The 16,646-nt window shown below is 65.2% G+C and carries 10 protein-coding genes; 5 read left to right on the forward strand and 5 right to left on the reverse strand.

Translation table 11 applies throughout. The features are described 5' to 3' along the window. Positions 1 to 165: 165 nt before the first annotated feature. From glp to moaE, 3 genes are read left to right on the forward strand one after another with little or no spacing between them, the layout of a single operon-like run. Positions 166 to 1,398 (forward strand): gephyrin-like molybdotransferase Glp, encoded by a 1,233-nt coding sequence (gene glp / locus KFO72_RS30115; RefSeq protein ID WP_107203647.1) that lies wholly within the window; start codon positions 166 to 168, stop codon positions 1,396 to 1,398. A 38-nt stretch (positions 1,399 to 1,436) separates the two neighbouring features. Then, positions 1,437 to 1,694, forward strand: coding sequence for a molybdopterin converting factor subunit 1 (moaD, locus tag KFO72_RS30120; protein ID WP_054930394.1), 258 nt, complete (start codon positions 1,437 to 1,439; stop codon positions 1,692 to 1,694). Between the two features lie 20 nt (positions 1,695 to 1,714). Next, positions 1,715 to 2,185, forward strand: a complete 471-nt coding sequence (gene moaE / locus KFO72_RS30125) for a molybdopterin synthase catalytic subunit MoaE (protein WP_054930395.1) — start codon at positions 1,715 to 1,717, stop codon at positions 2,183 to 2,185. A gap of 139 nt (positions 2,186 to 2,324) precedes the next feature. On the opposite strand, the gene KFO72_RS30130 is transcribed toward moaE, so the two are convergent. After that, positions 2,325 to 2,885, reverse strand: a complete 561-nt coding sequence (locus KFO72_RS30130) for a group III truncated hemoglobin (protein WP_054930396.1) — start codon at positions 2,883 to 2,885, stop codon at positions 2,325 to 2,327. Between the two features lie 240 nt (positions 2,886 to 3,125). Between KFO72_RS30130 and KFO72_RS30135 the strand changes: the two genes are divergently transcribed. Then, entirely contained in the window at positions 3,126 to 3,623 is a 498-nt protein-coding gene (locus tag KFO72_RS30135; RefSeq protein ID WP_054930397.1) for an Rrf2 family transcriptional regulator, read from the forward strand. A gap of 376 nt (positions 3,624 to 3,999) precedes the next feature. Then, entirely contained in the window at positions 4,000 to 6,597 is a 2,598-nt protein-coding gene (gene clpB, locus KFO72_RS30140; protein ID WP_054930398.1) for an ATP-dependent chaperone ClpB, read from the forward strand. A gap of 133 nt (positions 6,598 to 6,730) precedes the next feature. On the opposite strand, the gene KFO72_RS30145 is transcribed toward clpB, so the two are convergent. The 4 genes from KFO72_RS30145 to KFO72_RS30160 all read right to left on the reverse strand — a co-directional run bounded on the left by KFO72_RS30145 (position 6,731) and on the right by KFO72_RS30160 (position 16,502). Continuing rightward, positions 6,731 to 7,255, reverse strand: coding sequence for a YidB family protein (locus KFO72_RS30145; RefSeq protein ID WP_374727118.1), 525 nt, complete (start codon positions 7,253 to 7,255; stop codon positions 6,731 to 6,733). Positions 7,256 to 7,329: 74 nt separating this feature from the next. Beyond that, a complete protein-coding gene (locus tag KFO72_RS30150) occupies positions 7,330 to 7,854 on the reverse strand; it encodes a ComEA family DNA-binding protein (RefSeq protein WP_054930407.1) in 525 nt (174 codons plus the stop codon). A 182-nt stretch (positions 7,855 to 8,036) separates the two neighbouring features. Then, positions 8,037 to 10,418 (reverse strand): penicillin-binding protein 1C, encoded by a 2,382-nt coding sequence (gene pbpC / locus KFO72_RS30155; protein WP_412101810.1) that lies wholly within the window; start codon positions 10,416 to 10,418, stop codon positions 8,037 to 8,039. 33 nt (positions 10,419 to 10,451) lie between these two features. Next, positions 10,452 to 16,502 carry an alpha-2-macroglobulin family protein gene (locus KFO72_RS30160; RefSeq protein WP_225033672.1) on the reverse strand — a complete coding sequence of 2,017 codons (6,051 nt, stop codon included), beginning with the start codon at positions 16,500 to 16,502 and terminating at the stop codon, positions 10,452 to 10,454. Positions 16,503 to 16,646: the final 144 nt, after the last annotated feature.

Genomic DNA, 16,646 nt, shown 5'->3' on the forward strand with positions numbered 1-16,646 from the left:
GCGCTGGTACTCAATGTACTGTCGCCTGTCATCGGCTATGCGCGTGCTCCGGGTAAACCCCCAGCATCGCAGATAAAAAAAACCTGTCCTCCCGCTACAATGATTCTTTCCGAATCGTCCTCACCCGCTCCGATGTCCACACCATCACCTGCGCAGCGCGCACCGATGCTCTCGACCGCCGACGCCCTGGCGACCCTACTAGGCGCCGCCGCGCAAATCGCCGGCAACGAAACGCTGCCAACCCTGGAAGCCATCAACCGCGTACTCGCGTCCGACGTCATCTCGCCGCTCGACGTCCCGCCGATGAACACCAGTTCGATGGACGGCTACGCAGTGCGCGTCGCGGAGCTGTCGCAGGGCGATCGCCGTCTGCCCATCTCGCAGCGCATCCCGGCGGGCCACGCGCCACAGCCGCTCGCCGAAGGCACGGCGGCGCGCATTTTCACGGGCGCAACGGTGCCGCCCGGCGCCGATGCCATCGTGATGCAGGAGCAGACGGAAGCGGCCGGCGACGAAGTGACGATCCTGCACACACCGAAAGCGGGCGAATGGATCACGCAACAGGGCGCCGACATCCGCCAGGGCGCGACAATCCTGCCCGCGGGCACGCGGCTTACGCCGCAGGCGCTGGGACTCGCGGCGTCCGTGGGTTGCGCGAATCTGGACGTGGTGCGGCGCGTGAAAGTCGCCGTCTTCTTCACGGGCGACGAACTGACCATGCCCGGCGAGCCGCTCAAGCCCGGCGCGATCTACAACTCCAACCGCTTCACGCTGACGGGCCTCCTGCACAAGCTCGGTTGCGAAGTGACCGACTACGGCATCGTGCCCGACAAACTCGACGCGACTCGCAAAACGCTGCGTGAAGCCGCGCAAGGTCATGACCTGATCCTCACCTGCGGCGGCGTGTCGGTGGGCGAGGAAGATCACGTGAAACCCGCCGTCGAGGCGGAAGGGCGTCTGTCGATGTGGCAGATCGCGATGAAGCCCGGCAAGCCGCTCGCGTTCGGCGCGATTCGCCGCACGTCGGCGCCCGATGCGCAAAACACCGGCTCGAACGAAACCTTCTTCATCGGCCTGCCGGGTAATCCCGTCTCGACCTTCGCCACGTTTTTGCTATTCGTGCGACCGTTCCTGCTGCGCCTCGCCGGCGTGCGCACGGTGACGCCGCGCGCGCTGTCGCTGCGCGCCGATTTCACCCAGCAAAAGGCCGATCGCCGCAACGAATTCCTGCGCGCGCGCGTCAACGCCGCGGGCGGCCTCGATCTGTTCCCGAACCAGAGTTCCGCCGTGCTGACGTCGACGGTCTGGGGCGACGGCCTGATCGACAATCCGCCGAATCATGCAATCAGCGCCGGCGAGACCGTGCGCTTCATCCCGTTTTCCGAGTTGCTGAACTGAGCATGGCCCCAGGGGCCGCAATTGGGCTGTTACCGACGATGAACATCCAGCTGAAATATTTTGCGAGCGTGCGTGAAGCGCTCGGCCGGTCCCACGAAGTCGTGGATGTGCCCGAAGGCATCGCGACGCTCGGCGACGTGCGTGCGTGGCTGCGCGGGCGGGGCGGCGTGTGGGACGAGACGCTCGCTGAAGGCCGCGCGCTGCGTATGGCCTTCAATCATGTGATGACGAACGAGGACGTGCGTCTCACCGACGGCTGCGAAGTCGCGTTCTTTCCGCCCGTCACGGGCGGCTGAATCAGCCAGCGAGGAACGATATGACCGTCCGAGTCCAGACAGAAGACTTCGACCTGTCGACGGAAGTGGCCGCGTTGCGTGCGCAGAATCCGAAGGTAGGCGCCGTGGCGTGCTTCGTCGGCACGGTGCGCGACATCAACGAAGGCGAAACCGTCCAGGCCATGGAACTCGAGCACTATCCGGGCATGACGGAGAAGTCGCTGGAGGCGATCGTGGACGCGGCGCGCGAGCGCTGGCCGGGCACCGAGGTGTTGATCGTGCACCGCGTCGGCAAGCTGATGCCGCTCGACCAGATCGTGCTGGTCGCGACGACGTCGAAGCATCGCGGGAACGCATTCGCGTCGTGCGAGTTCGTCATGGACTACCTGAAGACCCAGGCGCCGTTCTGGAAGAAAGAGAAGACGGCAAGCGGCGAGCGCTGGGTCGATGCGCGCGTGGCCGACGACGAGGCCCTCGCGCGCTGGGGATTGAAATCGCAGAATTCGCGCTGATTCGAAAGCAGATTAAACGTTATTCATTGAACGTTTCAAAAAAATAACGGGTAAGCGTTAATCCCGCGCGAAATGTTAAATCGCGATTCTCGAGTCCCCATTTTCGAATCGCACGATTAATCCTGACCGTTCGATCAGCTTAATCGTCGTCGCGCGATTTACCGATGATTTTTGCCGGAAATGGCTCGCCGCGCGGCTGCGCATGTTCGTCCATGTGCTCGTCGCGCGAGCGGCGGCGCGGCGCGATCCGGTCCAGCAAATCCTGCTGTTCGGCAGGAATCCGATAGTCCCAACCGAACTTGCTCAGCTGCAGGCTCTGCGCGATACGCAGCGCCGGTTCCATGAAGCGCACGGCGGCTGCCGGTTCGTAACGTGACTCGACCGTGTCCAGGAACAGGAACAGCCAGCGGCTGAAGTGGCGCGGCTCGAGGCCCGCGAGCGGCATGTGCGCCTGTTGCACGTTGCCGCGATACTGCTTCGCGCCCAGCACCAGCGATCCCCAAAACACGCACATCTTCGGCAGATGCTCGTCCCAGCGTCCGGCGAGCTTCTGCTCGAATGCGGGGCCGAGCAGCGCGTCGGCGCGTACGCGGTCGTAAAACGCGTAGACGAGCTCGCGGATGTTGTCCTCGGAGGGCTCGACGTAGCGCGTGGGGAGTGGTTCGATAGCGGGAATATCTGAAGAATTATCGGACTTCATATCTGGAACAAAACTGAGTCGGGGCAAACCCGTCATCGCAAACGTTTTAGGCGCTCGCGCTCTAAAATCAGAAAAAGTGCGCTTAAAAGGAAAGTTACCGTTTATAGTTACGCGAAATAACGAGATAAACGTGGCAATAAGATGTGTTATACACGCATGTTATTGCGCGGCAGCAGTACCGGCGTTAGTGGAGCCGGCGTGAACATTCCGCACGCTGACTCCGTCGCGATTTGCCTTTCAATGAGACTCACAGACTATACCGATTACTCGCTGCGCGTGCTGCTTTACCTCGCGGTTCGTTCCGAAGGACTGGCAACAATCCAAGATATTTCCGATGCCTATGGCATATCGAAGAACCACCTGATGAAGGTGGTTCAGCGGCTCGCCGAACTTGGCTGGGTCGAGACCGTGCGCGGGCGCAATGGCGGTCTGCGGCTGTACGAACATTCGTCGTCGCTGACCATCGGCGAAGTGGTGCGGGCGGCCGAGAACGACTTTGCGCTGGTCGCCTGCTTCAACGGCGCCGACGCAAGCGGCGTGCATCGCGAGTGTGTCATTCAGTCGCAATGCCGGCTGAAGCACGTCTTCGAATCCGCGCGCTCGGCCTTCTTCCGTGAACTCGACAGCTTTACGATCCGCGACATCGCCGAGCCGGCGTCGCCGCTGATGTCGCTGCTCGGGTTGAAGCCCTCGGCCGCCGTCGTGCCGATCGTGCCCGCTGTGTCGACGGGCACCTGAGGGCCTTCGGGTGGAGCAAGCATCGCGTCCCGGAGGTTTCGTCTAACGCTCGCTCGCCCGGTCCGGCGTACGTCGCGCCTCGCGCCCGCGCCCCGCGCCCCGCGCCCGCAGGCCTGGACGGCCTGCCGTTCCGAACTGTCCGGCTGCCCGCCGGCCATCCGCGCCGGGTCGTGCGTGCGGCTTCGTCCGTCGCTTTCGTACGATCCAGCGCCGGGCTACACTCGGTGGTTGTGCCGGCGGGCTTCCGGCTCCGTTCACGCGTCCCGCACGATCGTGCTGCTGGCGTGTAAATTCTCTCTCCCTGATGCAAAAAAACGCTTGAAACCGGCAGAAAACGCCTCATTTTGGTGGTAATCGAAATTTGGAGGTCTCCTAGATGAGAGTCGACAAACTCACCACTAAATTCCAGGAAGCGTTGGCCGATGCGCAAAGCCTTGCCGTCGGTCATGACAATCAGTACATCGAGCCCGTCCACCTGCTAGCGGCACTCGTCGCGCAGCAGGACGGCTCCGCGCGCTCGCTGCTGTCGCGCGCCGGTGTGCACGTGCAGGCGCTGCAAACGGCGCTGGCCGACGCCATCACGCGTCTGCCCCAAGTGCAGGGCACGGACGGCAACGTGCAGATCGGCCGCGATCTCACGGGTCTGCTGAACCAGGCCGACAAGGAAGCGCAGAAGATCAACGACACCTACATCGCGAGCGAAATGTTCCTGCTCGCCATCGCCGACGACAAAGGCGAAGCGGGCCGTCTCGCGCGCGAGCACGGCCTGTCGCGCAAGTCGCTCGAAGCGGCCATCGTGGCCGTGCGCGGCGGCGCGCAGGTGCACAGCCAGGACGCCGAAAGCCAGCGCGAAGCGCTGAAGAAATACACGATCGACCTGACCGAGCGCGCCCGCGCGGGCAAGCTCGATCCGGTGATCGGCCGCGACGACGAAATTCGCCGTTCTATTCAGATCCTCCAGCGCCGCACCAAGAACAACCCGGTGCTGATCGGCGAGCCGGGGGTGGGCAAGACGGCCATCGTCGAAGGCCTCGCGCAGCGCATCGTCAACGGCGAAGTGCCCGAGACGCTCAAGGGTAAGCGCGTGCTGTCGCTCGACATGGCGGCGCTGCTCGCGGGCGCGAAGTATCGCGGCGAGTTCGAAGAGCGGCTGAAGGCTGTGCTGAACGACATCGCGAAAGACGAAGGCCAGACCATCGTCTTCATCGATGAAATCCATACGATGGTCGGCGCGGGCAAGGCCGAAGGCGCGATGGACGCGGGCAACATGCTCAAGCCGGCGCTCTCGCGCGGCGAGCTGCATTGCGTCGGCGCGACCACGCTCGACGAATATCGCAAGTACATCGAAAAGGATGCCGCGCTGGAGCGCCGCTTCCAGAAGGTGCTCGTCGACGAGCCGAGCGTCGAAGCGACCATCGCGATCCTGCGCGGCTTGCAGGAACGCTATGAGCTGCACCACGGCGTCGACATCACCGACCCGGCGATCGTCGCGGCGGCGGAACTGTCGCATCGCTACATCACCGACCGTTTCCTGCCGGACAAGGCCATCGACCTGATCGACGAAGCCGCGTCGAAGATCAAGATGGAAATCGACTCGAAGCCGGAAGAGATGGACCGGCTCGATCGTCGCCGCATCCAGCTGAAGATCGAGCGCGAAGCCGTCAAGAAGGAAAAGGACGAAGCGTCGCAGAAGCGCCTGCAACTGATCGAGGAAGAAATCGAGCGGCTCGACCGCGAATATTCGGATCTCGAAGAAATCTGGACGGCGGAAAAAGCGGCCGTGCAGGGCAGCGCGCAGCTGAAGGAAGAGATCGAGAAGACGCGCGCGGAAATCACCCGCCTGCAACGCGAAGGCAAGCTGGAGAAGGTCGCCGAGCTTCAGTACGGCAAGCTGCCGCAACTCGAGGCGCAACTGAAGGCGGTCACCAAGGCCGAAGCGGAAGAGCAGAGCAATCCGACGCGTCCGCGCCTGCTGCGCACGCAGGTCGGCGCCGAGGAAATCGCCGAGGTCGTGTCGCGCGCGACGGGCATCCCCGTGTCGCGCATGATGCAGGGCGAGCGTGAAAAACTGCTGCAGATCGAAGAGAAGCTGCATCAGCGCGTGGTCGGCCAGGACGAAGCGATCAGCGCCGTCGCCGATGCGATCCGCCGTTCGCGTGCCGGTCTGTCGGACCCGAACCGTCCGTATGGCTCGTTCCTGTTCCTCGGCCCGACGGGTGTCGGCAAGACGGAGCTGTGCAAGGCGCTCGCCGCCTTCCTGTTCGACGCGGAAGATCACCTCATTCGCATCGACATGAGCGAGTTCATGGAGAAGCACAGCGTCGCGCGCCTGATCGGCGCGCCGCCGGGATACGTCGGCTACGAGGAGGGCGGTTATCTGACGGAAGCGGTGCGCCGCAAGCCGTACAGCGTGATCCTGCTCGACGAGATCGAGAAGGCGCACCCAGACGTCTTCAACGTGCTGCTGCAGGTGCTCGACGACGGCCGCATGACGGACGGCCAGGGCCGCACCGTGGACTTCAAGAACACGGTGATCGTGATGACCTCGAACCTCGGCTCGCAGGTGATCCAGTCGATGATCGGCCAGCCGGAAGAGACCGTGAAGGATGCCGTCTGGGAGGAAGTGAAGCTGCATTTCCGGCCGGAATTCCTGAACCGGATCGACGACGTCGTCGTGTTCCATGCGCTCGATCGCTCGAACATCCAGTCGATCGCGAAGATCCAGCTGGAGCGCGTGCACGACCGGCTGGCGAAGCTCGACATGCAGCTGGTCGTATCGGATGCGGCGCTGGAACTGATCGGCAAGGTCGGCTATGACCCGCTGTTCGGCGCGCGGCCGTTGAAGCGCGCGATCCAGCAGGAGATCGAGAACCCCGTCGCGAAGCTGATTCTGGCCGGCAAGTTCGGTCCGAAGGACGTGATCCCCGTCGAGGTCGAGAACGGCAAGCTCGTGTTCGAGCGGGTCGTGCACTAAGGCGTCAGTGGAACGGAGCGTCGAAGGTCGACGCCTGCGTTCCCGTGCAAAGCAAAAAGGGCAACGAATCACTTCGTTGCCCTTTTTTTATACTCAGCGCGTCAAAGAGGCCGCGTGTGGCGAACCGCGGCGTTCAGGCATTCTTGTTGCCGAACAGCCCCGCGAGCTGGCCGAGTGCGCCCAATGCGCCCGACACGCCGCCTGCATCGAGCTTGCCGTCGGCGGGCACTTCGCCGTTCGGCGTCGCCGCGTTGATGACGTGCGGCAGGACTTGCGACAGCAGCCCCGTCACCATCGAAGGTTCGACGCCGACTTTTGCCGCCATATTGGTAACAGCTTCGGAGCCGAGCACGTTATGCAGCGTGTCGGCGGCGATTGGCTGGTTTTCGCCCGTGCCGACCCACGAGCCGATGATGTCGCCCGCGCCGTTTTGCTGGAAGCGCTGGATCAGGCCGTTCAGGCCACCCGGCTGGTTGTTGACGAATTCGAGTGCGGCGGCGATCAGCGCAGCCTGGCCACCGCCTTGCGGCGAGTTGCCGCCGCCGAGCATGGAACCGAGGGAGTCGAGTAGGCTCATGACAATCTCTCTTGAGAAGCCGGTGCGACGCGGGGGAAGCGTGCGCCGGCGGGGAACGGAACGCCGCGCGGAGCGCGGCACCAATAGTGACAGCAATGGCCGTCGATATAGGCGTGAGGCAGTGCGGCGACTGGACGCGGCTGGATTGCGCGTCCTTATACGCCCGACGCAGCGGACGCAGCCTTGCTCTTCTTCGATTTCTTCGACTTCGAAGCCGTCGTGTCCGACGCTGTGGCAGGCGCGGACGCGGCCGCGGCCGCATCGGCCTTGCTCTTCTTCGACTTCGACGCCTTGCCGCCCGAGGCGGCCTCGGCAGGCGCCGGGGTTTGCGCCGTGGTCGCGGCGGGTGCGGGTGCGGACTTCGACATCGTGCCCGCCGGCGCCTTGGCGGGTGCGCCTGTCGGCGGCGCCGACGAGCCGTTGATCGTCAGGCCAGCCGCTTCGAGATTCTTCACCGACTTTTGCCCGATGCCCTTGACCCGGTTGGCGAGGTCGTCGGCATCCTTGAATGGGCCATTTTTGGTGCGTTCGTCGATGATCGCCTTGGCATGGACGGGGCCGATGCCCTTGACCGATTCAAGCGCGGCCTGGTCGGCGGAATTGACTTCGACAGCGGCCGCCAATCCCGCCGACAGCGACAGGACGAGCACGGCGATCAGCATCAACAGCTTTTTCAACATGGCAATCACTCCATTGAGGGCAAACAGGTAGCCGGGAACGGACGACGCTTCCATTTGAGCAAGCACTGCGTTCAAGCATAGGACAATTTGCTGTCCTCTTTCACCGAACGGCGCGAGACGAGGCGCGAATCGGCCGATTTATACCGTTCGCATCATGACAAGGCAATGCAAGCTCACCAAATTTAAAGCTTTTGCCCGTTCGTTGTGCTGTCTTGCAGCGGGGATGTCAGAGGAGTTTGAGCGGGCTGTGACGCCGCGCGGGCGTGTGCCGTACCCGGCTTGCCGGCGCGCGGCGGCACGGCCTGGTGCGCGGTCGCGCCGCGCACCTCGAAGCGCACCGAATCGGCGCTCGAGCCATCCGCATTGACGAGTTCGAGCACATGGCGTCCCGGCCACGGCAGCCACAGCACGCGCGCTTCGCCGCCGATCGGCTTGCCGTCGAGGCGCCAGCTGGCGCGCCCCGACGCGCCGCTCGCGCGTTCGAACACGACCCGCTGGCGTGTGGCGGGAATGTCGGGGTCGAGCGCGAACAGCGTGCCGTCCGTCGGCGAGCCGATGCGCGGCGCGGCATTCGAAGCCGAAGCGGCCGCCTTGCCCGATGCGCGCGCGACGCCGCTCGCGTCGTCGGATGAAACGGCGTTCGCAGCCAGTCCGACTGTCTGCGTTTGCGTGCCGTCGACGAACCACTCGTTGCGCGCGGGCTCGATATTGCCGTCGAAGCGCACGCGCGTCTGCACGACACCTGCCGGCGCACGCGGCGCGACGCTCGGCACGCGCCGGTGCAGATAGCCGACGATAGCGGCCCAGATCGGCGCCGCGCCCGTCACCCCGGACACGTCCCACATCGGCTGGCCATCCGCGTTGCCGACCCACACGCCGACCGTGTAGCGCGACGTATAGCCGACTGTCCAGTTGTCGCGCATGTCCTTGCTGGTGCCCGTCTTCACAGCCGAGAAAAAGCGCGTCGCGAGCGGACTGTCGAAGCCGAACGTGCGCGTGCGCGCGTTGTTGTCGGACAGAACGGTTGTGATGATGTAGCTCGCGTCGGCGCTGAACACGCGTTGCCGCGCGAGCGGGGCGGGCTGCGTGCGGCGCGGCAGGTCGAAAGCTTTCGCGGCGAGCCCGCCGTTGGCCAGCGCGCGATACGCATTGGTCAGCGACAGCAGCGTCACATCCGCGCTGCCGAGCGCCAGGGAGTAGCCGTAGTAGTCGCCGCTTTGTTCGAGCGGCAAGCCGAGCGCGGTGAGCGTCTTCGCGAAGCGATGCGGCGTGACCATCACGAGCGTGCGCACGGCAGGCACGTTCAGCGACGAGCCGAGCGCCGTGCGCACGCTGACCCAGCCCTTGAAGTCCTTGTCGTAGTTTTGAGGTATATACAGGCCGCCGCCCGCCGCCAGATCGAGTGGCGCGTCGTCGAGCAGCGAGGCCGTGGTGAGGCGGCGTTCGTCGATGGCCTGTGCATAGAGGAACGGCTTGAGCGTCGAGCCCGCCTGGCGGCGCGCGAGCACGCCATCGACATCGCGCGCGCCCGACAGTCCACCCGACGAGCCGACCCACGCAAGTACTTCGCCCGTCGCGTTATCGAGTACGACCACGGCGCCGTCGTGCACGTTGCGCGGATGCGCGGGCGCGTTGAGTTCGACCAGCGTGCGGGTGAGCGTATCGCTTGCGAAGCGCTGGAGTTTTGCGTCGAGCGTGCTCGTCACGCGCGCGCCCGCAACGGGATGCGTTTCGCTCGCGATGCGGCGCGCGACGTGCGGCGCGAGCGTCGGCGCATCGGGGGAGACGGACAGCCAGGCGGGAGCAGGGCGCGCGAACGCGAGTTGCACGAAGGCCGCGAGATTCACGCAGCGCTCGGGCGCCTGCATGTCGCGCAGGATGCGGCATGCGCGTTCGCCGACCTTGGCGTACGGCGCATTCGGCGCACGGATCAGTGCGGCGGCGACGGCGGCCTCGCGTTCGTCGAGACCGGAAGGCGCCTTGCCGAACAGCGTGATCGACAGCGCGGACAGGCCGATCGTCTCGCCGCGAAACGGCACGAGGTTCAGATACGCTTCGAGAATCTGATCCTTGCGCCATGTGTGTTCGAGCCATAGCGCGCTGACGGCCTGATTCGCCTTCTGCGCGATCGAGCGTTGCCCCGAACGCTCCCGGTCGTCGTTGAGCAGACCGGTCAGCTGCATCGTGACCGTCGACGCGCCGCGCGTGCGCGTATTCCACAGATTCGCCCACGCGGCGGCCGCCGCGCCGCGCCAGTCGACGCCGCTGTGTTCATAAAAGCGCTTGTCTTCCGATACGACGATCGCTTCGCGCAGCGCCGGCGAGACGTCCGCCAGCGCGACCCAGTCACCGCGCCGCTCGGTTTTGTCGATGCGCGTGCGTTGCAGCGGCACGCCGTCGCGCGACAGCAGCAGCCAGTCGGAGCTGCGCCATTGCGTGCGTACATCGTCGAACGCGGGCAGCGCGCGCGCGGCGAGCGGCTCGGCAAGCAACAGGGCGCACAGCGCGATGCGCGCAAACGCGATGCGCCCGCTCCGCCATTTGAGCAGAGCATGGCAGCCCATCGCATCCGTGCATCCACGCATCACACGTTCTCCTTACTTCGCAGCCGCCGCCGGCTTCACGACGACGGCGGCATTCGGCAGCACGCCGAACGTCGACGGCGCGTAGAGCGCTTCGACGCGCGTCGGCGGCAGACCGAACGTGCCGACGTTGTTCAGCCGCACCGTGTACTCCACCGAGAACTTGCCCTTCGGCACGTAATCGTAGTACGCGCGATAGCCGTCGAAACCGCGTTCGACAAAGGCCGGCCACGCCTCGCCCTTCGACTTCTCGCCTTGTGTCGCGGCTTCCGAATCGCGGCCGAGGCCCGAGCCGAGTATCGTCGCGCCTGCCGGAACGGGGTCGTTGACGACGACCCAGGTCATGTCCGTTTGGGCGTCGATATCCAGATGCACGCGCACGATATCGCCGCGCGTGTTCACGCCCTTGACGGCGGGATCGACGGGCGTGACCGTCTTGGTGATCCGGTAGCCGGCGGCGAACGGTGCTTTCAGCGCGACCGCGGCGAGACTTTCGATGGTCGCCCACGGCTTGCCCGTGCCGTCGTGCGTCAACGTCAACGACATGGGCGCGCTGCGCGTTTCGGGCGGCCACGGCAGCAACTGGCTGCGCGTGTCGGCCGTCTTCGTGATGGCCGTTGCGGACGCGTAGCTGGACGCAGCGGCGGGCTGGGCCCAGGAAATCGTCTTGTCCGTCGAGCCGAGTTGCAGCTTCGTCAGCCCCGTCACGGGCACGTTCTCGAACACCTGCGAGAAGCGCTGCACGGCAATCGAACCCCACAGGTTGGCCGTCGTCGTCTGCCATGCGCCGTTCTTCTGCAGCGCCAGCAGTCCCGCGACGAGGCGCGGCATCTCGTCCTTCCAGCCGGGCATATCGACGAACGTGAGCGCCGTGCGCGCCGCATTGGTCTCCGTGCCCGACATCAGCCACCACAGATCGTCGTTGTCGGCTGTCGAGAAGGTGAGGCGCGTGCCCTGATACGTGAGCCGCGCGCGGATGATCTGCTCGGCCTGCGCGAGCTTGTCGTCGCGTTGTGGAATGTCCTTCACGCGCGACAGCACCGCGTAGTAGTCGAGCACGGCCGAGGTCGGCCACTGGTTCGGCGCAATTTCGATCGAGCCGAGCATGCTCGCGCGCGCGGCGCCGTGACGCGACAGCGCTTCGAGCGCGGCGAGCTTGCGCAGATCGAGATCCTTGCGCGGTGCCCAGAAGTTGCGTTCGAGCCGGCCTTCGACAAAGCTGACCAGGCCGCCTTCGAGCTTCGCGCGCAGTTCGTCGGGCAGCGCGAAGCGCGGGTCGAGCTTCGCGGCTTCGTCCGTCACGGACAGCAGATACGCGGTGAGCGTGGTGCTGCCCGTGTTGCCGCTGTCGTCGCCGGGCGGGAAGTAATTCGCGAGACCGTCCTTGTCGAGATAGACGGGCATGCGCGCGAGCACGCCTTGCCAGCGTGCCGGGTCGCGCAAGCCGAGCGCAACCGACGTCTGCTGTTCGAGGCAGCTATACGGATAGCGCTCGAACCAGCGGCGCACGCCCGGCATGCCGTCCGACAGCTTCGATTGCAGCGACACGGCTATGCCGCCGCGCAACGCGCCCGCTTGCGTGGCCGTGGCGTTCGGCGGCGCGGCGACGGGCAGCGAGAACGTGCCGTCGACCTGCGTGAGCGTTGCCTGCTGCACGGTGATGGGAATCGCGGCCGTCACGCGTTGCGTGACCTTGAGCGCGTCGGTCGCGTGCGATGCGCCTTGTTCCGCTGCGCCGATGTTCCAGGTCAACGCAGCGGGGTTTGCCTCGGAAAGACCGTCGGGCGGCGTGACCGTCCAGGCGACTTCGCGCGCCGAATCGGCGGCGATATCGACGGTTTGCGCTTGCAACGACAGGCCCGCCACGTTCGGCGTGACGACCACTTTCATTGCACGCGTGGTCGTGTTGCGCACCGTGAACTGCGCGCGGAACTGGTCGCCTTCGCGCACCAGCGGCGGCAAGCCGGAGATCAGTTGCAGGTCCTGCGTGCTGCGGATCGATGCGCTGCCCGTGCCGAACGTGCCGTCGCCGACGGCCGCGATCGCCACGATACGGAAGCTCGTCAACGCGTCGTTGAGCGGCACGTCGACGGACGCTTCGCCGTTCGCATCGAGCGTCACGCGCGGGTTCCACAGCAGCAGCGTGTCGAACAGTTCGCGCGTCGAGCTGTGTCCACCGCCGCCGCCAGCGGGCACGGCCTTGCGGCCGAAATGCCGGCGTCCGACAATCTCCATCTGCGCAGTCGACGTTTCGACGCCATACGCGCGCCGTTGCAGCATCGCGTCGAGCACGTCCCAGCTGTTGTTCGGCATCAGTTCGAGCAGCGCTTCGTCGACAGCGGCGACGGCGATCTGCGTGCCGGCGGGCGCGGGCTTGCCGCCGGGCATTTGCACCCGCAGCTTCACATGCGCCTTGCCGCGCACCGTGTACGACTTCCCGTCGGGCGTGACTGTCACAGCCAGTTTGTGCGCGGCCGTGCCGACCTTGATCTCGGCCAGACCGTAGCGGAACGCGGGCTTCGACAGATCGACGAGCGGTGTCGGCGCTTCGTAGTAGCGGCCTTCGTACCAGAACGCGCGCGCCCATTCGAGCGGCGCCTTCCAGCCCCACGTGAAGAACGAGTACCACGGCACTTCGCGGATGCGTCCGCGCAGCGCTAGCACCGACACATACACGTTCGGCCCCCACGCTTCGCTCACTTTCAGCTCGACAGTCGGGTCCTTGCCGTCCAGTTTCACGACATGCGTTTCGACGATGCCTTCACGCTCGACGGCGACGAGCGCGGTCGCGAAGCGGAACGGCATGCGTACCTGGAAGCGCGCCGTTTCGCCGGGTTCGTAGGCGCTTTTTTCGGGCAGCACGTCGATGCGGTCGGTGTTTTCGCCGCCGAACCACAGGTCTTCCTCACGCGTGACCCACACGGAAGTCGTGGCCGTCGATGCATGGCCCTCGCCGTCCTTCGCGGTGACGACGAGATCGACGTTGCCCGCTTCCTTGAGTTTCGCGTCGCAGCTCATCAGGCCGTGGTCGTCGCTCTTGCCGCTGCACAGCGTGCCGAGGTCTTTGGTTTCCGTGTGGTTGTCGTACGCATAGAAGCCGCCGACCATGCGCTTTCTCGACGTGATCGTGATACGCGCGATGCCGCGCACCTCGAGCGGCACGCCCGCGCGCGGCTTGCCTTGCAGATCGACGGCGAGCGCCTTCACGGGCACCGCATTGCCGACCGACACCCATTGCCCCGACTTCACGCCCGCGACGACGGCGGCGGGCCACAGCGTCGCGTTGCCGCTGATGGTCTGCACTTCGCCGTTCGGATCGGCGAAGGTCGCTTCGAGCGCGAGACGTTTCGGCGCATCCACTTGCGGCAGATTCTTCAGGCTCAGGCTGCCGGCTCCGTTGCGATCGAGCGTAACGGGTTCCTTGTCGGCGACCAGCTTCGACGTGTCGTCGTCGGCCGCCTGTTCGCTTTCTTCGTCATTGGACGACGCGTTGGCGTCGTTGCGTTTTTTGTACGGCGCGAAGCTGAACTCCGGATACGTGCCGGCGAAAGCGGGCGTCGTGCTCTTCATCAGCGCCGAGACCTGCACGGGCAGGCCCGACGCGCCGCCGCCAGACATGTAGTCGATCTGCAGCGTGACGGGCGCTTCGCTCGCGGCAACGAGCGGGTGGTTCTTTTCGTCGCGTACGGCGATCGAGCCTTTGAATACGGGCAGGCGAAATTCTTCGACGCGGAAGCTGCCCGACGAATAACGATGGCGGGCCGAGTCGGCGCTGCTGTCGTCGTCGCTGTCGTTGTTCGATGTGTCGTCGTTCGATGCCGCGCTTGCATCGCCGTCATCGAGCGACACGCTGTATTCGCCGAGCTTCGCCGCGGCGGGAATCGCGAAGGTCGAGTCCGCCGTGTGATCGGCGCTCCATTTCAGCGGCATATGCCAGCTCTGTCCGCTGCCGAGATGGCGGATCGTCAGGCGCGTGGGGTAGGTCTTCGGGAAAGCGAGGCCGTGCATCGTCTCGACGCGGATCATGTGCTTCATCGACACCGTCTCACCCGCGCGCAGCAGCGTGCGGTCGAACACGGTATGCGCGCGCACGGTCTGCTCGATGCTCGTGTCGGTCGGCACGTTGAAGCGCCACGCTTCGATGCCGCGATTCCAGTCGGAGCGCACAAAGGCCATGTCGTGACCCGTCTTCGGATCGTCGATGCGCGCCGACACGAAGAAGCCTTCGAAGCTGTCTTCGCTGCATTCGTTGCGCGACGTCAGCGACTGGTTGATGGTCAGCACGCCGTGCGCGTCGGTCTTGCCCGATGCAAGCTCGTCGCCGTTGCAGTCGCTCACGTACACGTCGGCGTTCGGCACGGGCTGGCCCTTGTCGAGCGTCGTCACCCACACGACGCTATTCTCGCGGCCTTGCTTGAAGTGCACGCCGAGGTTCGTGACGAGCACGGCCGTGCGCACGTACATCGGCGCCTGCTTGCCGAGCAGCGATGCGCCGAGCGCGGGCGACGCGAGTTCGATCACATAGAAGCCCGGTTTCGTCACGGGCACGCCGACTACTTCGAAAGGCCGCAGCGCTTTCGGATCGGCCTTCGGCAGCGCGAGCGTTTCGACGTTCGCTTGACCCGCGAGCAGCGACAGCGAACGTATGTCGATCAGCGGATTCTTGCGGTCCTCGGCTGGGTCCGAGTCCTCGGCCCGGCGCGGCACGATCACGGGACGCGGATTGTGCGCGAGCAGTTGCGGCATCTGCTGGTTGATCGACTGGCGGTCCATCATGAAGCCGTCGAAACGGTCGACGTTGCGCATCCAGCGGCGAATATCGCCGTCGGCGTCGACGCGCAACTTCGTGAACTGCGCGTTGCCCGCATTGAGCCCCGCGATATGCAGATCGGCCTCGACGTTGCGCAGCGTGACGGGCACGAGCGCGGGCATGCCCGGTTCCGCGAAACGCTCGATGATGCCGAACGTGCCCGACGAAAACTTCGCAAGCGGCGGCATCGGCGCCGTCGCGGTCTTCAGCGGAAAGAGGTCCGCGTTGCTCAGCGCGCGGCCGCTGACGTCCTTGAGATTCGCAGGAAGCTCGATGGTCAGATCGGTGCGCTCAGGCAGCGGCGCGGCGAATTCGACGGTGCTGGTTTGCGGGTCTTTGTCGTCAGGGGAGAAGCCTGGCTTGATCTCGCCGTTGGGCCCCTTGATGCGAATCTTTTCCGCATCGGTGCGCAGGATGGGCGCGTTGAACTGCACGCGCAGCGGACGCAACGGCGTGCAAGGCGCCTTCGCGTTCTCGCGCTCGCAACTGAAGCTCGCGGCAAAGGGTTCGCGCACGTTGAAGTCGAAGCGGCGCTCGACGTCGTTGGCAATGCCGCTCGGACTCGCGACGCCCTTGCCGTAGACGAGTTGCGCCTTCGTGCCGGACGGCAGCGTCTGCTGGCATTGCAGCGTCAGCACGCGGGCCGCTTCCTTCTGCAGACGGAAGCGCTTGAGCAGTTCGGTGCGCGTGGCGGCATCGACGTTCTTCACGGGAATCCGGTTGCCCAGGCCGCTCGATTCGCACCACACGTGCTGTCGCACCGACGCATCCGTCGCCGGACCGTTGAGCCGTACGACGAACGCCTGGTCTTCCTCGATTTCGCCCCCGTAGGGCTGCACGTTCTGCACGAACGGGCCGCCTGTTTCGAACGTGTAGTGACGCGGGCCCGTCAACGCCTGGCCCGCCGACGATTTCAACCCGTCGTTCAGATCCACCGAGCAGGCGACGCCGGGCGGCAGATCGGCGGTGAAGTCCCATGCCCAGGTTTTGCCGTCGATCCAGCGCGGCTGGCCGGCACTCGCCGATGCGTCGTTGCACTTGATACGCGCGGGCGCGGGCAGATCGGGGGCGCCGAACGCGACCATTGATTCGTCGAACTTGACGACCACCTGGCGGACCTGCGCGACCTTGCCTTGTGGCGTGACCTGCGTGATGCGCGCTGCATCGGCGCGCCATGTGACGCTGATGAGGAAACCGAGCATCGCAGCCGCTGCGGCTGCCCATATCGCTTGACGTTTGACGGTGCCGCTTTGCATCGACTGCGCTCCCGGTTTCATTTTTCTTTCGGATGGGAGCCGATTCTAACTGACGCTTTCGACGTTCCCAACCTGCTTCACAGGTAGGATCACGCTTGAATCCCACGCATTGTCACGCAAAGTCACGCATTATCAGATAGCGCT

The sequence above is a fragment of the Paraburkholderia sp. XV genome (assembly GCF_020177535.1).
In the GTDB taxonomy this organism is placed as follows: Bacteria; Pseudomonadota; Gammaproteobacteria; order Burkholderiales; family Burkholderiaceae; genus Paraburkholderia; species Paraburkholderia caribensis.

What these genes read in the sequence shown, in the direction of transcription:
- pbpC (WP_412101810.1), bottom strand. Translation starts at nt 10,418, where the DNA reads ATGGGCTGCCATGCTCTGCTCAAATGGCGGAGCGGGCGCATCGCGTTT.
- KFO72_RS30160 (WP_225033672.1), bottom strand. Translation starts at nt 16,502, where the DNA reads ATGCAAAGCGGCACCGTCAAACGTCAAGCGATATGGGCAGCCGCAGCG.
- KFO72_RS30135 (WP_054930397.1), top strand. Translation starts at nt 3,126, where the DNA reads ATGAGACTCACAGACTATACCGATTACTCGCTGCGCGTGCTGCTTTAC.
- glp (WP_107203647.1), top strand. Translation starts at nt 166, where the DNA reads ATGCTCTCGACCGCCGACGCCCTGGCGACCCTACTAGGCGCCGCCGCG.
- KFO72_RS30130 (WP_054930396.1), bottom strand. Translation starts at nt 2,885, where the DNA reads ATGAAGTCCGATAATTCTTCAGATATTCCCGCTATCGAACCACTCCCC.
- moaE (WP_054930395.1), top strand. Translation starts at nt 1,715, where the DNA reads ATGACCGTCCGAGTCCAGACAGAAGACTTCGACCTGTCGACGGAAGTG.
- moaD (WP_054930394.1), top strand. Translation starts at nt 1,437, where the DNA reads ATGAACATCCAGCTGAAATATTTTGCGAGCGTGCGTGAAGCGCTCGGC.
- KFO72_RS30150 (WP_054930407.1), bottom strand. Translation starts at nt 7,854, where the DNA reads ATGTTGAAAAAGCTGTTGATGCTGATCGCCGTGCTCGTCCTGTCGCTG.
- clpB (WP_054930398.1), top strand. Translation starts at nt 4,000, where the DNA reads ATGAGAGTCGACAAACTCACCACTAAATTCCAGGAAGCGTTGGCCGAT.